This is a genomic window from Nonomuraea sp. NPDC050540, assembly GCF_044457485.1.
Lineage (GTDB): Bacteria > Actinomycetota > Actinomycetes > Streptosporangiales > Streptosporangiaceae > Nonomuraea.
The window spans coordinates 1-5,083 of the sequence record NZ_JBITHA010000046.1; the positions used below are offsets into that span (position 1 = coordinate 1).

General features: G+C 68.1%; 5 protein-coding genes, 1 pseudogene and 1 riboswitch. Of the genes and pseudogenes, 3 read left to right on the forward strand and 3 right to left on the reverse strand.

All coding sequences use genetic code 11. From position 1 onward, the window contains the following. Positions 1–73: 73 nt before the first annotated feature. Together ACIBI5_RS54160 and ACIBI5_RS54165 are read left to right on the forward strand one after the other, a co-directional pair. The gene (locus ACIBI5_RS54160; protein ID WP_397259641.1) at positions 74–724 is read left to right on the forward strand and encodes a multicopper oxidase domain-containing protein; all 651 of its coding nucleotides are present in this window, start codon (positions 74–76) and stop codon (positions 722–724) included. A 161-nt stretch (positions 725–885) separates the two neighbouring features. Continuing rightward, on the forward strand, positions 886–1,275 hold the full coding sequence (locus tag ACIBI5_RS54165) for a hypothetical protein (protein WP_397259643.1): 390 nt from the start codon (positions 886–888) through the stop codon (positions 1,273–1,275). 47 nt (positions 1,276–1,322) lie between these two features. On the opposite strand, the pseudogene ACIBI5_RS54170 reads toward ACIBI5_RS54165, so the two are convergent. The 3 genes and pseudogenes from ACIBI5_RS54170 to ACIBI5_RS54180 form a co-directional block, all read right to left on the reverse strand. Beyond that, positions 1,323–1,424 (reverse strand): annotated as a pseudogene (locus tag ACIBI5_RS54170) (LuxR C-terminal-related transcriptional regulator); the annotation flags it as partial. 94 nt (positions 1,425–1,518) lie between these two features. Continuing rightward, on the reverse strand, positions 1,519–2,433 hold the full coding sequence (locus ACIBI5_RS54175) for a D-alanyl-D-alanine carboxypeptidase family protein (RefSeq protein ID WP_397259645.1): 915 nt from the start codon (positions 2,431–2,433) through the stop codon (positions 1,519–1,521). A gap of 12 nt (positions 2,434–2,445) precedes the next feature. Beyond that, positions 2,446–2,588: riboswitch (cyclic di-AMP (ydaO/yuaA leader) on the reverse strand. 132 nt (positions 2,589–2,720) lie between these two features. Further along, positions 2,721–3,263, reverse strand: coding sequence for a TetR/AcrR family transcriptional regulator (locus ACIBI5_RS54180; RefSeq protein ID WP_397259647.1), 543 nt, complete (start codon positions 3,261–3,263; stop codon positions 2,721–2,723). 156 nt (positions 3,264–3,419) lie between these two features. On the opposite strand from ACIBI5_RS54180, the gene ACIBI5_RS54185 reads away from it, so the two are divergent. Further along, positions 3,420–4,973 carry a tannase/feruloyl esterase family alpha/beta hydrolase gene (locus tag ACIBI5_RS54185; protein ID WP_397259649.1) on the forward strand — a complete coding sequence of 518 codons (1,554 nt, stop codon included), beginning with the start codon at positions 3,420–3,422 and terminating at the stop codon, positions 4,971–4,973. Positions 4,974–5,083 lie beyond the last annotated feature (110 nt).

Sequence of the window (5,083 nt, forward strand, 5' to 3'; positions counted from 1 at the left end):
TCCGCTGCCTCAAACGCTACATCGCCCGCGAGCTCTACCAGATCATCACCAAAAACGATCAAGAATCCGCCGCTTGACATCTATAGGAGCATCCATCACCCACACCGACGGCTTCGCCGTACAGCCGAAGGACGTCGACGCGCTGCTCGTCGGCATGGGCGAACGCTACGACGTGCTGGTCACCCTCAAGGACGGCGTCTTCCCGCTGGTCGCGCTCGCCGAAGGCAAGGCCGCCGCGGCTCGCGCGCTGGTCCGCACCAGCCCCCAGTCCGCGGCGCCCAAGCCCGGCCAACGTCCGCGTGAGCTCGATGGCGAGGTGGTCCGCTACGCGAAGCTCCAACCTCATGAGCAGGTACGGCTGCCGCAACGGCGGCCCGACCGCACCGTCAGGCTGGAGCTCACCGGCACCATGGCGGCCTACGACTGGGCGATCAATGGCAAGAAGTACGACCCCGAGACCGTCGCGCCGGTGCGCTCGGGAGAGAGGGTGCGCCTTTCCTTCGTCAACCGGACGACCATGTGGCACCCCATGCATCTCCACGGGCACACCTTCGCCCTGCCGTCCGGCATCCGCAAGGACACCGTCATCGTGCTGCCCGGCAGCACACTCAACGTGGACTTCGACGCGGACAACCCGGGGTTGTGGATGATCCACTGCCACAACATCTATCACGCGGAATCCGGCATGATGACCCTCCTGGGCTATGCGGCGGGCAGCCGATAGCCACTCGCCGGGCTCTGGCGAGTGCCCGGGGAATCAAGCCTGCCACCGACCAGCAGCGCCACCGTGCGGAGGTGCTGGAATCGCCCCGTGTGAAACGGCCCAGCACGCCCTCGAAGATCGGCCGAATCTACTATTGTTCATAGTAGATGAAGGTGAGATGGATGCGCATACACGCACAGCAGGACACGACCCTGACCCAGGCGCTCAAGGAGCGACTGGCCGACTGGTCCAATCGCTCCGGCATCCAGGTGGAGACATGGGCACTGCCCGCCGAGGAGGTACCCGATCGGGTGGCCGAAGCGGTGCTCGCGTGTGTCACCGAGGTTTTGGCCGTCGTCGAGGAGCGAGCCAGGGCCGCGATGGTGTCCGTCGCCGTCACCACCAGCACGAACGGCCTGCTCTTCACGGTGAGCGCTGACGGCATGGGCTTCGACGCGAAGGATGCCGGCTTGCGCGCCGCCCTTGCCGCCACGCCGGGGACCGTCTCGATCAATGTCACCCCGGACGGCTTCACCGTCAGAGGCGCCGTCCCGCGGGAGCGCCGGCAGTGACATCCATTCATGGGGGCGGGGGCATCATGGGAACGTGATTGTGGAGGGCGGATGAGGCCTCGCTTGGAGGCTGCGGCGACGGCGGCGGTTCGGGAGTCGACGCCGAGTTTGGCGTAGATGCGCACCAGATGGGTCTTGACCGTGCCTTGACCATGACCGACGGCGAACTCACCGAGGAAGCCGCGATACCGGTCCCCTGACCGCCACCTGGGAGGTCAGCGCCGGCGTCTACGCCCCCCTGGGTCAGCGTTGCCCGCCGGCCGCCCAGTCGAGCAGCCTCTGAGCGGTCTGGAAGCGGCGGGTGGAGCTGGTCTCTCCAAGAATCACACCGGCCAGCTGCCGGCCCTCACGATCGGCGGCGAAGGAGAGCGTGTAGCCGGCGGCCCGGGTGTAGCCGGTCTTCAGGCCGACGGCGCCCGGCTTGCCAAGGAGCCGATTCGTGTTCCGCCAGGAGTAGGCGCGGTGCTCCGCCGTGGCGGACACCGAGCGATACCGGCTGGAGGCGACCTTCTTGAGCGTCTGACTGCCCAGGGCGGCCTGGGCCAGCCGCGTCTGGTCGCGTGCGGTGGAGTAGCCGCCCCCCTTTGCGGGCATCCCGTCGGCGTTGACGTAGAGCGTGTCCCGCATGCCGAGCTCGCGAGCGGCGGCGTTCATCTTCGCGGTGAACGCGTCGACGCCCGGGCCGTACACGCGGGCGAGCGCGTGGGCGGCATCCGCGCCGGAGGGCAACAGCAGGGCGTACAGCAGATTCTCTACGGTCAGCCGGTCGCCGGCGCGCAGGCCGGCCACCGAGGCACCGTCCTTCGAGGCGTAGCGAACATCCCCAGAGGTGACCTTGACGACGTCACTCGGCTTGGCCTCCTTCAGCACGGTGTAGGCGGTCATCACCTTGGTGATGCTGGCCACGGGCAAACGAAGATCGGCCTTCTTGCTGAAGTAGACCTTGCCGGTCTTGGTGTCGATCACGTGAGCCGCACGGCCGAGCACCGTGGGGGCGTGCGCCGCGGCTTCCTGAACGTGGGAGCGGGACGTCGGCGGGTCGTCGGGCCCGACCGGAGGGGTGGCCTGCGCAGCGGTGGCGCAGGCGGTCATGGCGAGCGCGGTGACGGCAAGGCCGAGCAGCGCGCGGTTCAGCCGGTTCTTGAGATCGGTGGGCATGAAGGACTTTGCTCCTTGCTTCCATGCCGCCTACCGGGTTAGCTGACGGGTTCGGGCTGGGAAGTGCCCTACGGTCGCCGTCGAGCGAGCGTCCGATTCACCCCAAGAAGAGTGGGTCCCCGGCTCCGTGAAAATGGATTCGGCGGCCGGACGTCGTCCTGCGGGTTCCCCAGGAGACGCACGGTCCGGGCAATGAAAAGGCAACGAACTCGTCTAGGGTCCGCCACGCAATGCCCGAGACACTACCAAAAAGTACATATCGTGCAAACAGTACATTTACCCCCTTCTTACGACGGGCGGGCCAGACCAAGCACGATCAGGTCGAACAGCTCCTGGAACGCCTCCGCGTTCGTCCGGCCGAGATGCTCGAGCACCTCCGGATCCTGCAGCCGGTCCAGGGCGGCGTAGATCACCTCCGCCACGAGGCGCGCGTCCGTTTCGCGGAATGCGCCGCCGTCTATGCCCTCCTGGATGAGTGCGGCGGCGACGGACGTGGCGAACCGGTAATGCTCCTGGAACAGCCGGCGGATTCCCGGCTGCCCGGCGACATCGACCGAGAACGCCCGAGCCGCGCGGGTCAGCGCCCCACTGGCCGCGGACATGTAGGCGTGGACTCGCCCGAGCGGCTCCTCCAGCGCCCTCGCCTGAGCCATCGCCCGCCGGCCGACGCGCTGCAGAAACCGGTCGACGACGAGCGCGACGAGCTCGTCCTTGCTGGGCGCCAGGTCATAGAGGGTACGCCGCGAGCAGTGCAGCCGGGCGGCGAGTTCCTGAATCGTCAGCCGGCGAAATCCCTCCCGAAGGAAGATCTCCTCCAGCTCGGCGAGCACGCTTTCCTGCCGGCTCGTGAAGGAACGCCCGAGCGAGAGGGCGACGGGCGGTCGAGGATATCCGGTCATGCCTGCACTTTCGGGGATGCCGACTCTCGGGGTACCGTGAAGGGTACCAGGTACTCAAAAATAGTACCCCCTGTGTTTGGAGGCGGAATGCGCCGACCCAGCCGAACCAAGGTGGGCATCATCTCGTGCCTGCCGCTGGCCGCCGCCCTCGTCGCGGTCGGCGATCCCGTACGGGCGGACGCCGGCCGATGCGCGGCCCTGATGAACGCGACCGTGACCGACACGACGATCACCCGAGTCACGACGGTGACCGCGACGACCTCGGTACCGGAGCACTGCCTGGTCGACGCCTATGTCACCACGCCGGGCGACGCGACCGTCCCCAGCAATCGGGTGAACTTCCGCTTGGGCCTGCCGGCCGCGTGGAACTCGGACTTCTACTTCCAGGGCGTGGGCGGGCTCGCCGGGCACATCGTTCCGTTCGACGAGGGGCTGAGACGCGGCTACGCCTCGGCCGCCACCGACACCGGACACCAAGGCGCGAGCCCGTTAGGCCACCCCGAACTCGACGGCAGGTGGGCGCTCGGCAACCGGCCCAAGCAGATCGACTACGCCTACCGAGGCGTCCACGTCAGCACGGTCGCGGCGAAGGCGATCACCGCGATCCACTACGGGCGCGACACGCGCAAGGCCATCTTCAACGGGTGCTCCAACGGGGGACGGCAGGGCCTCATGGAGGTCCAGCGCTACCCCGCGGACTATGACGGAGTGATCGCCGAGGCCCCCGCGTTCGCCGCAGGCGACACGTTCCTGCGCTGGATCTCGCAGGCACAGGCACAACTGGCCACCTCCGGGTCCTGGCTGTCGCCCAGCACGCTGCCGATCCTCTCGGCGGAATCGCTGAAGCGGGGCGACGCCCGGGACGGGCTGACCGACGGCCTGGTCGCCGATCCGCGCAAGGCGGCCGTCAACCCCGGCCGGCTCGTCGGCCCCGGCAAGCTGACCCGGGCCCAGGCCGCCGCCGCACGGACCATCTATCGTGGACCCGGGCCGCTCCGGGGACATCCCGCCGGACACGAGGAGCTGTGGCGGTCCTACATCACCGGCTCGGCGCCCCCGCAGATGGGACCCGACGGCAAGCTCGTCTTCCCCTTCAGCCTGGCCGCACCGTTGTCGTACACGTTCGCCAACGAGTTCCTGCGGTACTTCCTGTTCAGCGATCCGAGCTATGACCTCACCAGGTTCGACCTCGCCAAAGATCGGCCGGCCGTCGAACGGATACGCGCGCTGCTTGACGCGACCGACCCCGACCTCACGGCCTACAGGGCCCGAGGCGGCAAGCTGCTCATGGTGCACGGCTGGTCCGACCCCGCCTTGAGCGGTACGGCCCCGGTCGCGTACCACAGGAAGGTCGTCGCCGAGATGGGCGCGGCGCGGACCGCCGGCTTCTTCCGCCTGTTCATGGCACCCGGGATGGGCCATTGCGCGGGCGGGCCAGGACCGAACACGTTCGACGCGCTCACGGCGATGGAACAATGGATCAACCGGGGCACGGCGCCCGCCTCCATCCTCGCGACCAACCCGGCAAGCGGCCGCAGCCGGCCCCTGTGCCCGTATCCTGCCGTCGCGCTCTACAAGGGCTCGGGCAGCATCGAGGACGCCGCGAACTTCACCTGCGGATCCCCTCATGGCGCGCACTAGCGAGAAGGCGAGCGCGCTAAGGCGTGTTTCATAAGTCGCGGAGCCATTGGTTGATGGCGGCGATGGTGACGGTGGCCTCGAAGCGGACGGCGAGTTTGTCGTAGCGGGTA

Coding starts and splice junctions, on each gene's coding strand:
- ACIBI5_RS54175 (WP_397259645.1), bottom strand. CDS start 2,433: ATGCCCACCGATCTCAAGAACCGGCTGAACCGCGCGCTGCTCGGCCTT.
- ACIBI5_RS54185 (WP_397259649.1), top strand. CDS start 3,420: ATGCGCCGACCCAGCCGAACCAAGGTGGGCATCATCTCGTGCCTGCCG.
- ACIBI5_RS54165 (WP_397259643.1), top strand. CDS start 886: ATGCGCATACACGCACAGCAGGACACGACCCTGACCCAGGCGCTCAAG.